General features: G+C 64.6%; 9 protein-coding genes, 1 tRNA gene, 1 other RNA gene and 1 pseudogene. 4 read left to right on the top strand and 8 right to left on the bottom strand.

Annotation, left to right across the window (positions count from 1 at the left end; all coding sequences use genetic code 11):
• Positions 1-550: pseudogene (locus BG35_RS0102925) on the bottom strand (hypothetical protein); the annotation flags it as partial.
• 394 nt (positions 551-944) lie between these two features.
• Between BG35_RS0102925 and hemW the strand changes: the two are divergent.
• A complete protein-coding gene (hemW, locus tag BG35_RS0102920; RefSeq protein ID WP_025781625.1) occupies positions 945-2,168 on the top strand; it encodes a radical SAM family heme chaperone HemW in 1,224 nt (407 codons plus the stop codon).
• Here hemW and panB read toward each other — a convergent pair.
• Entirely contained in the window at positions 2,071-2,886 is an 816-nt protein-coding gene (gene panB, locus BG35_RS0102915) for a 3-methyl-2-oxobutanoate hydroxymethyltransferase (RefSeq protein ID WP_080687994.1), read from the bottom strand. The genes hemW and panB overlap by 98 nt on opposite strands.
• 36 nt (positions 2,887-2,922) lie before the next feature.
• Between panB and ffs the strand changes: the two genes are divergently transcribed.
• An RNA gene (gene ffs / locus BG35_RS11910) (signal recognition particle sRNA small type) lies at positions 2,923-3,019 on the top strand.
• 5 nt (positions 3,020-3,024) lie between these two features.
• On the opposite strand, the gene ftsZ is transcribed toward ffs, so the two are convergent.
• The 5 genes from ftsZ to miaB form a co-directional block, all read right to left on the bottom strand.
• Positions 3,025-4,305: a cell division protein FtsZ gene (gene ftsZ / locus BG35_RS0102910; protein ID WP_025781623.1), complete on the bottom strand. Its 1,281-nt coding sequence runs from the start codon at positions 4,303-4,305 to the stop codon at positions 3,025-3,027.
• A 289-nt stretch (positions 4,306-4,594) separates the two neighbouring features.
• Positions 4,595-5,437 carry a cell division protein FtsQ/DivIB gene (locus tag BG35_RS11405; RefSeq protein WP_025781622.1) on the bottom strand — a complete coding sequence of 281 codons (843 nt, stop codon included), beginning with the start codon at positions 5,435-5,437 and terminating at the stop codon, positions 4,595-4,597.
• A gap of 14 nt (positions 5,438-5,451) precedes the next feature.
• The gene (locus tag BG35_RS0102900) at positions 5,452-5,862 is read right to left on the bottom strand and encodes a hypothetical protein (RefSeq protein ID WP_025781621.1); all 411 of its coding nucleotides are present in this window, start codon (positions 5,860-5,862) and stop codon (positions 5,452-5,454) included.
• A 6-nt stretch (positions 5,863-5,868) separates the two neighbouring features.
• Positions 5,869-6,951, bottom strand: coding sequence for a D-alanine--D-alanine ligase family protein (locus BG35_RS0102895; RefSeq protein ID WP_051506114.1), 1,083 nt, complete (start codon positions 6,949-6,951; stop codon positions 5,869-5,871).
• 29 nt (positions 6,952-6,980) lie between these two features.
• A complete protein-coding gene (gene miaB / locus BG35_RS0102890; RefSeq protein ID WP_025781619.1) occupies positions 6,981-8,387 on the bottom strand; it encodes a tRNA (N6-isopentenyl adenosine(37)-C2)-methylthiotransferase MiaB in 1,407 nt (468 codons plus the stop codon).
• Between the two features lie 80 nt (positions 8,388-8,467).
• Between miaB and BG35_RS0102885 the strand changes: the two genes are divergently transcribed.
• Positions 8,468-9,538 (top strand): dipeptide epimerase, encoded by a 1,071-nt coding sequence (locus BG35_RS0102885; protein ID WP_025781618.1) that lies wholly within the window; start codon positions 8,468-8,470, stop codon positions 9,536-9,538.
• Positions 9,532-10,623, top strand: coding sequence for an N-acetyltransferase DgcN family protein (locus BG35_RS0102880; RefSeq protein ID WP_025781617.1), 1,092 nt, complete (start codon positions 9,532-9,534; stop codon positions 10,621-10,623). The genes BG35_RS0102885 and BG35_RS0102880 overlap by 7 nt, the downstream gene beginning before the upstream one ends.
• Before the next feature lie 2 nt (positions 10,624-10,625).
• Here BG35_RS0102880 and BG35_RS0102875 read toward each other — a convergent pair.
• Positions 10,626-10,698 (bottom strand) — tRNA-His (locus BG35_RS0102875).
• Positions 10,699-10,963: the final 265 nt, after the last annotated feature.

Here is a 10,963-nt window from a genome sequence, read left to right as displayed (position 1 = left end):
TCACCTGGCCCTCCAGCAGACCGGAGTCCAGGAGGGCGCCAATGCGCCCGTCAATGGCGGCGCTGGTGTCAAGGATTTTGGGTGCGGAGCGCTGCACCAGACCCTCTTCCAGCAGCAGGGTTTCACTGCTGGCGGATCCCAGCAGGCGGCGCAGGGCTTGTCCCCGCAACTGTCCTACCGTGAGGCCAGCCACCCCCAGCACCAAGTTCGCCAGCGCCAGGGCAACGGGTTTGACCCACGGCAACGACTCCGGTAAGGGCAGCAGCAGCAACGGCGCCGCCAGCAGATTGGCCAGCGCCAACCCCAGGCTGAGACCGGCGGCGCGAATCAGCAGAATGTCCCAGGGCAGTTGACGTTCCTCGGCCCGGAGACAGGTGCGCACCTGCTGGACCAGTAGAGCCATGAGTAGCCCCAGCACCACCCCAAAGCCGACCAGCCAGAGCCAGGGGCGCTCCAGAGAGTTGATCAGCGGCAGGACCCGCTCCGCAAGAAATGCGTTCACTTCCTCCCTGTCCTGAAGGCGGGGGATTACTTCGCTCAGGCGGTACATGGCTGCACCTCTTGATTCAGGCGGGCGCCCGCTTCACGGCCAGATGCCGCAGGGATGGGCTTATGGGCGCCATATCCGTCTAACCTCTTCGTCAGTCCAGCGGCGAGGGCACCTGAGTGCTGCTTGATCACGTGGCTGTCCTGGGGGATGCAAACCCCGCCCTTGGGGGCGGCTTCTCGTATTAACATCGAAGAGCGGGGACAACTTTGGCAAGTGAGACCCTTGCTCCAAACGCTGTAAAAGCCATTATGGCATACAACCTGTGCTACGGCTACAGTCTTGACCCACATCCGCACCCACAACGGGCTTTGGCCCGGATGTTGGGCTGGGCCAGTGCCGGCTTATGCCTCATCTGAAGGAAGGGGTCCCGGTCCTTCCGTGGAGGGAACAGGCCATGGCTGCTTCGCAACCACGCAGCGCCTATGTGCATCTTCCCTTTTGTCATCGCCGTTGTTTTTACTGCGATTTTCCCGTTGTTCCCCTGGGGGATCGGGCGGATGGGGCCACGTCCCGCTCCGTGGCGGAGTACTTGAGATGGTTGAAGGAGGAAATTAGCAGTAGCCCGCCGGGACCACCCCTCTCCACTGTTTATCTCGGCGGCGGCACTCCCTCCCTGCTGAGCGCCACCCAGGTGGCTTGGCTGTTGACCCTGTTGAACACCCGCTTTGGTCTGGCTCCTGGTGCAGAGGTCACCATGGAATTGGACCCGGACGACGTGTGTGCCGAGGGCCTGCGGGGCTACCATCGGGCGGGCGTGAACCGCGTCAGCCTTGGGGCCCAGAGCTTTGACAACGGGCTGCTGGCGGCCATAGGGCGCCGCCACAACCGCCGGCATATCGAGACCGCCGTGGCGCTGCTGAAGGCCGAAGGGCTGTGCCGCTGGAGCCTGGATCTCATCTCCGGCCTGCCGGGGCTCACCCCCGCCCTCTGGGAGGCAACGCTGGACCAGGCCTTGTCCCTGTCTCCGCCCCACGTGTCCCTCTATGACCTCACCATCGGCGAGGGAACGGTCTTCGACCGCTGGCTGACCCAGGGGCGTCTGTCCCTGCCTCCGGAGACCACCACCGCGGCCATGCTGGATCGGGCGGCCCGGCGGCTGGGGGCGGCGGGCTTACGACGCTACGAGATTTCCAGTTATGCCCGGCCCGGCCATGCCTGTCGTCACAATCGGGTGTATTGGGGGGGTGGCCACTGGTGGGGCTTTGGCATGGGGGCCACCAGCAGCGTGGCGGGCCGACGGCTCACCCGCCCCCGTACCCGCGGCGGTTATCAGGCATGGCTCCATGGGCCACGGGGTGGCGCGCAACCTCCTGCTGGCGCCAAGGAGCGCCTGGAGGATTTGCTGATCACGGGACTACGCCGCAGTGAAGGGGTGAACCGCCAGCGGTTGGCACAGCAGTGCCCCGTGCCGCTGGCGGCCTTGATGACCCTGTCTCCACGGCTGGAGAGAGACCGTGCCCAAGGCTTGCTGTGTTGTGAAGGACCCTGTCTGCGCCTGAGTCAACCCCGGGGTTTTCGGCTCAGCAATCAGGTGTTGGCGGATTGCCTTCTTTGGGTGGATGAGTTGTTTGCCCCTGGTGGCGCTGCTCATGACACCAGCCTTGCAGCGCCTGCTTGAACATCTCTGCCCCCTGGAGCCGTGGCTTCACGAAGGGGGGCTGTCTGGCGGTGAGTCCCAGCAGGTCCGCCGTCACGAGAATCTGACCGTCACAGTCCGGGCCGGCGCCGATACCAATCACGGGAATGTCCAGTTCCCGCCGCAGCCCACCGGCCAACACCGCCGGGATGTGTTCCAGCACCAGGGCAAAGCACCCCTGTTGCTGAAGATCCAGGGCTTTCTGCCGCAACTGCTCCTGATCCGGGGCGCTGCATGCCTGACGACCCCAGCCCAGGCGATGGACGGACTGGGGCGTAAGCCCCAGGTGGCCCATCACCGGAATGCCGGTCCGCACCAGTCGGCTGATCGCCGCCATGGTTTCCGGCTCGGCCCCCTCCAGTTTGACCGCCTGACATGGGGTTTCCTTCAGAAAGCGCCCCGCCGCGGCCACGGCCTGCTCCGCGCCGCACTGATAACTCAGGAACGGCAGATCCGCCACCAGCAGGGGCCGATGGATGGTTCGACCCACCGCCTGGGCGTGATGCACCATGGCCCCCAGGGAAACGGGCAGCGTTGTGGGGTGCCCCAGGCTCACCATGGCCAGGGAGTCCCCCACCAGGACCATGTCACACCCTGAGGCGTCCACCCAAGCGCCGCTCAAGGCATCCCAAGCGGTCAGGGCTGTGATGATGCGCCCCTGCCGCTTGTAATCCTGCAAATCCCGAATCGTGAGAGGCAAATGGCGTCCTGACCCTGCAGATGCTATTATCGAGGTGACTCGGACCCATGCGCTCCAGACGCCCAAACCTGGTCAGAGCCGGAAGGCAGCAGCCACACGGGATGCTCGGGATTGGCGTGGACTCCGGGTCACCTTTCTTTAGTGGCGGTCTTTCCGATAGCGATCATTCGTCTGGCCGGGATTGCGCGGCAGGTGGTCCATCGCCGTTCGCGCCGCCCTGCCGCTGGCCATTCCGTTGCTGGGCGCCACTGCATCCATGGACAGGGGGTCGTGGTTGCGAAGGCGACGCTTCTCCAGGAAGTAGGGAATCTTTGCCCCATGCTGCTCATCAAGGGAAGGCACGAATCTGTCTTCCTGCTGTCTCATCACGTTGCTCTGTCGGCCCTGTGACTCGGCAGCGTGGGCGGCTTGTTTTGGCCCATCGTCGAGGTTGCGATCAAAGCCTGTTGCAATCACCGTAACCACCACCTCTCCTTCAACGGCATTATCCTGCACCGCACCCACGATAATGTTGGCGTTGGGATCAACCATATCCGTAATCACCTCTGAAGCCTCCATCAGATCATCCAGGGTCATGTCCTGCCCACCGGTAACGTTGATGATGCAGCCCTTGGCGCCGTGAATGTTCTTGCACTCCAGCAAATCATTGTCAACCGCCGCCAGAGAAGCCTCCCTGGCCCGAGAGCGACCCGACCCTCTGCCAATGCCCAGGAGTGCCGTGCCGGCATCCTTCATTACGGAATGGACATCGGCAAAGTCCACGTTCACCAGGCCTGGCTGGGTAATGATGTCGCTGATGCTCTTCACTCCCCAAAAGAGGATATCATCGGCGGCGCTGAAGACGTCTTGCAGCCGTCCCCCTGGAATCTCGGCACTGCGAAGCTGATCGTTGGGAATCACAATCAGGGTGTCCGTATGGGCGGATAACTCCTTGATCCCTTGCTCTGCCTGGGCGGCGCGGCGGCGGCCCTCAAACTTGAACGGTTTCGTGACAATGGCCACTGTCAGGGCCCCAGCTTCCCTGGCCATCTCGGACACTACGGGTGCGGCGCCGGTTCCTGTGCCGCCTCCCATGCCAGCCGCGATGAAGACCAAGTTGGCCCCTTCCATGATTTCCTGGATCTCCGAACGGGACTCCTCGGCCGATTTCTTGCCCATGGAAGGGTTGCCTCCCGCACCCAGACCTTGGGTCAGCCGTTGACCAAGCTGAAGGCGGTTCTCGGCTGAGGAACTGAGGAGAGCCTGGGCATCGGTGTTGAGAACCCAATGGTCCGCCCCCTGCAAGTCACTGTTGATCATCCGGTTGACAGCGTTGCCGCCACCGCCGCCCACACCCACGACACGGATGCGGGCATTCTGGGCTGGAACAATTCTGGGAATCTGCTTTACGTGCTGTTCATAGCCGCTGTCATGATCCATGCCACAGTGGGGAGTGATGGAGCCAAGGCTAGCGTAGCAGAGGGATTCAGGATTGGATAACCATTGTCAAGCCTCTAATGGCTAAAAAAAAATGAAGAATCCGATCAAGCCATGCAGCAGCTACTTTATAGTTTTACAATTTCACGTCACGTCACGTCACGTCACGTCACGTCACGTCACGTCACGTCACTCATTATGGCGCCCGGCTGTTCTGGCTGCCAACCGGTCATCCTTTGGGTGGAAGATTCTACAATATCGTCTACATCGCCCTCCCTCGTCATTCCATGGGTTACTGATCCTGATCTTGAGACAGGCCAAGTTGAGGTTGATCAGGATCGTGCAGGTCAACATAGGCATAGGGGAACGGTGACACACCCTTCCCCAGTTGAGCATGGAGATGGTCCATGACGGCCAGCTTGCGGGAGAGACGGTCCGGCTGGCCAAGGCGCACCTCCCCCGGAGTCCCGTATGTGTCCAGCGCCAACTGCCCGTCTGCCGTGATCCGGACGGTATGCACCGGCGTCTCCAGACGCTCCAGGCCCGAGAAGAGTTGAGCCAGTATTCCCGGCAGTTCCGGCCCCCAGAAATCCGCCAGAACCAGAACATGATTCCTGACCACGGGAGCATCATCCGGTTGCCGTTGAGGGTCGAAACCGGCCCAGTTAAACCGGTGGTCCAATAGTCCGTGCTCTACCCGATCCCCCAGAGAACGCCGCCCCCAGGTCTGGGCGGCCCTGTTCTCCAGGCTGACCACCACCTGCGGTGGCGCCAGGGTCCGCCGTACCTGGGCGTGGAGTGTGGGGGACAGCAGGCGCTGCAAATCCTGCTGTACGGCCTCGGCGTCAACCGCAAGCAAGGGAGTCGGCAGTTGAAGCGCTCTGGCAGCCAACAGCTCCCCGTGTTCCTGGCGCGACGCCCCATGGACAATCACCTGATCCGGCGTCTCAAGCCACCAGCCTTTCTCCACCAGCACCCAGGCCAGCCCCACCGCGCCGCCACTGAACACCAGGAGGCGCCACAACCGGGTTAGCCGCCGTCGCCACTGGTGATGCTCTCCCCCCTGGGTTGCTGTTCCCCGGGGCAAGGGTGGCGGGGCGGCCCGTGGCCGGGTGGGTCCCTGTGACGAGCCCATGGCGGAACGGGACCTCACAGTTGACAGCGCACCTGGGACATCAACTCATCCACCCACAGGCGGGCCCTTACGGCGTCACTGAAGGGAATGTCCAGGCTTTGACCGTTTGCAACCAGTCGCAGACGGCAGGGACCGGATGCCTCGTCGGTGAGGGGAACGTCACCCGAGCGATCCGCCATCAATTCGCAAAGCTCCAGGTGGTTCACCGCAATATCTCCCGCCAACTCGATGCCTTTGGGGCCGACAGGCCCCCAACTGATCCGACCGTCCTGGAGGCGCATGGCCGTGGCGGCATCCAGCCTGGCCAGTTCAGCGCCTTGCGCCCAATGCCGAAACAAGGCCTGGCGCCGGCGCTCCAGCCAGCCGAGGGCAGTCAGGACCACGAAGATCACCAGCAGGGGAAGCCAGAGCAAACCTTCTCGCATGACAATTCAGTGGGCTGGGGTGAAGTTTCTTCGCTGATGGCGCGCCCGGGCAAGCTCAATCAAGCGATGCACAAGCTCCTCGGTCGGGATGCCACTGGCCTGCCACAGCAGAGGATACATGCTCTGGCCCGTAAAGCCCGGCATGGTATTGACCTCGTTCACGTAGAGCATCCTGTTCTCCTCCTGGTAGAAGAAGTCCACACGGCTGAGGCCATAGGCGCCGATCGCCTGGGTTGCCTGCACCGCCAGCCGCTGAACCCGTTCATGGACAGCCTGGGGCACGGAAGCGGGGATCACCAGGGAGCTGTGGCCGGGAGAGTATTTGGTGGTGTAGTCATACCATTCGGCGTCGTAAAGGATCTCGCCAACAACGGAGGCGTTGAGGGTTCCGTCCCCCAGCACAGCACATTCCAGTTCCCGCGCTGTAACGGCTGCTTCAACGATCAGGCGATCATCCAGCCGGGCCGCTGCCCGCAGCCCCGCCAGCAGCGCCCTGCGATCCCCGGCTTTGCTGATGCCCACGGAGGAGCCCAGGTTGGCCGGTTTGACGAAGCAGGGATAACCCAGGTCTTGTTCCACAGTCCCGACCAGCTCATCGGGGCGCGCCAACCCGTCGGCACTGGCGCAAACATGCTTCACCTGAGGCAGGCCCGCTGCCGCAAAGGCTGTCTTCATGGCTTGCTTGTCCATGCCCACGGCGGCCCCCAACACCCCCGTTCCCACAAAAGGCTGATCCAGCAACGTGAAGAGACCTTGAACCGTGCCGTCCTCTCCGTTGGGCCCGTGGAGCACGGGAAACCACACATCCACATGCCGGGCGGTGGTGGGCAGCCTGGCTCCAGGGTCTTCGGACCCTGCCGGGATTGGGTCGGCGCCGGAGAGGGCCGCCGTTGCCCCCTCTCCCGTCAGCCACCGGCCGTCACGGGTGATGTAGTGCAGGACCGCCCGGTAGCGCTGACCATTGGCTCCTGTGGAGAGGGCATCGGCAACGGTGCGGGCCGAGAGAATGGACACCGCGTGCTCACCGGAGCATCCCCCGAACACCAGGCCCACCCTTGTGGCCGTTGGTTGTGGCGTGGGGCTGGGCAAGGGGCGTGATTACACTGCTCCGGACCCTATCAGGGGAAAGGCGTCCCACTTCCCGCCGCGGCCCCGTGCGTGGTCAGGGAGAAGCCGCTGAGGGAGAAGGGACGCACCGCCTCAATGCGCACGGGAACAAGGTCCCCGGGTTCCTGACCAGCGGCCGGCAGAAACACCAGCCGGTTGCCCCGGGTGCGGCCCATCAACTGCCGGGGATCCTTGGGGTTGGTCCCCTCCACCAGCACCTCCACCACCTGCCGGGCATAGCGTTGGTTGCGGTGGCGGGCGCAGCGTTCCGCGCAAGCGTTGAGGCGGCGCAGGCGGTCCACCTTCACAGTCTCCGGCGCCTGGTCCGTCCGGGTGGCGGCAGGGGTGTTGGGGCGGGGTGAATAGGCTGCGGTATTGAGTTGGTCGAAGCCGATTTCTTCCACCAGCGCCATGGTGTTCCGGAATTGCGCTTCCGTTTCCCCGGGGAAGCCCACAATGGCATCGGCGCTGATGGCGGCCTCCGGCATGTACTGGCGAATGGTCCGGATGATGCGGCGGTAGCGACTCGCCGTGTAGCCCCGGGCCATATGGCGCAACACCTGGTCGTCTCCGCTTTGGAACGGAATATGGAAGTGCTCGCACACCTTGGGTAGCTCCGCGCAGGCGGCAATCAGCCGCTCGGTGAAGTAGCGGGGGTGGCTGGTGGCAAAGCGGATCCGCGCAATCCCCTCCACGTCGTGGATGAAGTACAGCAGGTCCGTGAGGGTGTGGCGCCGCCGCCCGGAGGGGGTGATGCCCGGCAAGTCACGGCCATAGGCGTCGATGTTCTGGCCCAGAAGGGTGATCTCCCGATACCCTTGCCGGGCGAGGGCCTCGATCTCGCTGCGAACGGCCTGCGGTGTGCGGGACTGCTCACGGCCCCGGGTGGCGGGAACCACGCAGTAGGTGCAGCGCTCGTTGCAGCCGTAGATCACGTTGACCCAGGCTGTGACCGTGCTCTCCCGTCGCGGCCTGGTGAGGTCTTCCAGGATGTGATGCTCCGCGGTGGCCACCACCTGCTGGCCGTTCTCCACCTGTTCCAGCAAGCTGCCCAGGCGGTTGGCGTGTTGTGGTCCCATCACCAGGTCCAGCTCCGGCACGCGGCGCAGCAGGCTTTCCCCCTCCTGCTGAGCCACACAGCCGGCCACCACCAGGGTGAGATGGGGGTTGTGTCGCTTGCGCTGCGCCTGGCGGCCCAGATAGCTGTAGACCTTCTGCTCGGCGTTGTCCCGGATGGAGCAGGTGTTGTAAATCACCAGGTCGGCAGCCAGTTCGTCGTCTTCATGCCGGTAGCCCATGGCCTCCAGGATGCCGGCCATGCGCTCGGAATCCGCCTTGTTCATCTGGCAGCCAAAGGTTGTGATGGCGTAGCGGCGGCCTGTGGAGGCGGGATGAGCAGCAGGAGCCGATGGGGACATCAGGACATTGCGGTGGTTCACGTTTTTCTATTCTTCCCCAATTGCTGCACCAGTGGCGCCCACCTGCACACCAGTCTCCCATGCAAGGTTGCTGCCGTCCCTTCCGGATCGACCGCCTGGTCCCCCTCACCATCAGCCGTGGCCAAACCCGCTGCCTGGAGCGTTTGCTGGTGGAAGTCCGCCACGGGGGCATCACCGGCCTCGGGGAGACGGGTCATGTTGACACAGGCCACCACCGCTACAGCAGCCAGGCTGTGGCCGCAGAACTGGCTCGGCTCTGGCCCCAACTGGAGCCCTATGCTCCCCACCAGTGGCAACGGTGTGAACCACTGTTGGCGCCCCTCTCCCCCCCGGCCCGCTGTGGGGTGGACCTGGCGCTCCGGGACTGGTGGGGCAAATCACTGGGACAGCCCCTCTGGCGTCTCTGGGGTCTGGATCGGCAGCGCTGTGGGGCCACCAGCGTAACCGTGGGTCTCGGCTCCGTGGAGGCGGTGCGACAACGCCTGCGGCAATGGTTTGAGCAGGTGCATCCCAGCCGCATCAAGCTGAAACTCGGCAGCCCCCGGGGTCTGGACCATGATCGCCAGCTTGTGCAGGCCACGGTGCGGGAACTGGACCGTTGGCCCGGGTCCGTGGACGTGCAAATTGACGCCAACGGGGGCTGGGATCTGGCCCAGGCCATGGCGATGGCCCCGTGGTTGCACGATCAAGGGGTAGTCCTGCTTGAGCAGCCTCTCCCCGCCGCGCCCGACGACCATGAGGGGTATGCTGCCCTGCGTCCCCACTGCCCCCTACCCCTGGTGGTGGATGAAAGCTGCTGGACCCTTCAGGACCTGATCCGCCTCGCCCCCCACGTGGACGGGGTGAACCTGAAGCTTCTCAAGCACGGCGGCCTGAGCCGGACCTTGCTCATGGCCCGCGTGGCCGAAGAGTTGGGTCTCCAACTGATGCTGGGCTGCTATGGGGATACCAGCCTGCTCAACGGCGCCGCCGCCCAGTTACTCCCCTTGATTCGATGGCCCGATCTGGACAGCCATCTTAATCTGCGCCATGACCCCTTTCTGGGCCTTGAGCGGATACAGGACGTGATCCGCCCCGGCACTGCCCCCGGTCTGGGCATTCAACTTGCCAAACCCCTCCCCCAATGCTGAGCGCCTCCGCCCCCCTGGTTCTTCTCCAGCACGGTGGTCTGTGCAGCCTCCTCGGCAAGACCGGTCTTGCCATGCTGCGTTATCGCCGTGGTCCCATCGTGGCGGTCGTTGACCCCGATAACGCCGGGGCCAAGTTGGTTGAGATTACAGGGATTCCCCACCCGGCGCCGGTGGTGGCCAATCTGGAGGCGGCCCTGCCCATGGGGCCCACGGTGGCCGCCATCGGCCTGGCCCCCTCCGGTGGGCGGATTCCAGCGGTGATGCGCCGGGACGTGGAGGCTGCCCTCGCCGCGGGCCTGAACCTGGCCAACGGTCTTCACACCCCCATGGCGGATGATCCCCGGCTGCGGTCGTTGCTGCATCCCGACCGCTGGATCTGGGACCTGCGCCGTGAACCCGACACCCTGCGGGTTGGCGCGGCCCGGGCCGCCCACAGCCCTGCCCGACGGGTGTTGTTTGTGGGAACCGATATGGCCGTAGGCAAGATGAGCGCCGCCTTGGAGTTGCACCAGGCCGGTGTCAATCAGGGGTTGGCCATGAACTTTGTGGCCACGGGTCAGGCCGGTATCCTGATCAGCGGCGGGGGCATTGCCCTGGATGCGGTGCGGGTGGACTACGCGGCCGGCGCCGTAGAGGCGGCGGTGCTGGAGGCCGGCGCCGCCGCCGACTGGGTGTTGGTGGAAGGCCAAGGCTCCCTGTTGCACCCGGGTTCCACCGCCACCCTCCCCCTGTTGCGGGGCAGTCAGCCCACCGATCTGGTGTTGGCGCATCGGGCGGGACAGCACAATCTTCTCTCCCTGGCCCCTGACGGCCCGTCCATTGCCATCCCCCCCCTGCCCCAGGTGGTGAAGCTTTACGAGACCGTGGCTGCCGTGGCCTGTCCCGCCCTGTCCCCCCCCTGCCGGGTGCGGGCCATTGCCCTGAATACGGGCCGCCTCCGGCTGGAGGAGGCCCGGGCCGCCATCATCGCCACCCGGGAGGAGACGGGCCTGTTCTGTGACGACCCTGTGCGCTTTGGCGGGGCGGCACTCCTGAGCCAACTCCAGGAGCCTTCCCTCGCCAGGGAGCCGTTGGCCAGGGTGTAAAGGGCGAGCGAGGGGATTCGAACCCCCGAATAGCGGCGCCACAAGCCGCTGCCTTAACCACTTGGCGACGCCCGCCAGCCAGGGTGAAGCCAATCCTAACAGGTGAACCGCGCCACTCCACGGGCATCACCGGTTGGGGTCCCGCTCCGCCGCTCCCCAGGGCTGGCTGTTAGATTCCCTGGCTTGATGGGTGCAAGTGAACTGGAGGTGGGTGTGCAAGATCAGCCACTGGGCACACCCGCCTTGGCCCCCATGGGGGTAGGCACTTGGTCCTGGGGGAACCGTTTGCTCTGGAACTACCGTCCCGAGAGAGACGACCCCCTGCTGCTCCGCACCTTTC

It is taken from the genome of Candidatus Synechococcus spongiarum SH4, from assembly GCF_000586015.1.
Classification (GTDB): domain Bacteria; phylum Cyanobacteriota; class Cyanobacteriia; order PCC-6307; family Cyanobiaceae; genus Synechococcus_B; species Synechococcus_B spongiarum_F.
This window is presented reverse-complemented; position numbering and strand designations above follow the sequence as displayed.